The organism is Achromobacter sp. SIMBA_011 (assembly GCF_046535435.1).
In the GTDB taxonomy this organism is placed as follows: Bacteria; Pseudomonadota; Gammaproteobacteria; order Burkholderiales; family Burkholderiaceae_B; genus Achromobacter; species Achromobacter dolens.
The window spans coordinates 1-259 of sequence record NZ_JAWRWN010000736.1 but is presented as its reverse complement, the minus strand read 5'-3'; the positions used below and the strand labels follow the sequence as shown (position 1 = coordinate 259).

The 259-nt window shown below is 68.0% G+C and carries 1 pseudogene; it reads right to left on the bottom strand.

Annotated elements, in window-relative coordinates:
• Positions 1–259: pseudogene (locus SB816_RS32920) on the bottom strand (methyl-accepting chemotaxis protein); the annotation flags it as partial.

The window sequence follows — 259 nt, the reverse complement described above, 5'->3', positions numbered from 1 at the left end:
CATCGCCGTGATGTCGGAGATCTTGCGCGAGCTGCCTTCGATCTCGTCCATCGTGTTCACGACTTGCTGCACGACTTCGGTGCCGCGCGCCGCGACGCTGGCGGCGGTCTGCGCGAGGTCGCTGCCGGTGCGCGCGTTGTCGGTGTTCTGCTTCACCGCCGAGGTCAGCTCGTTCATGCTGGCGGCCGTTTCCTGCAGCGACGCGGCCTGTTCCTCCGTGCGCGCGGACAGATCGATCATGCCCGCCGCGATCTGGCGC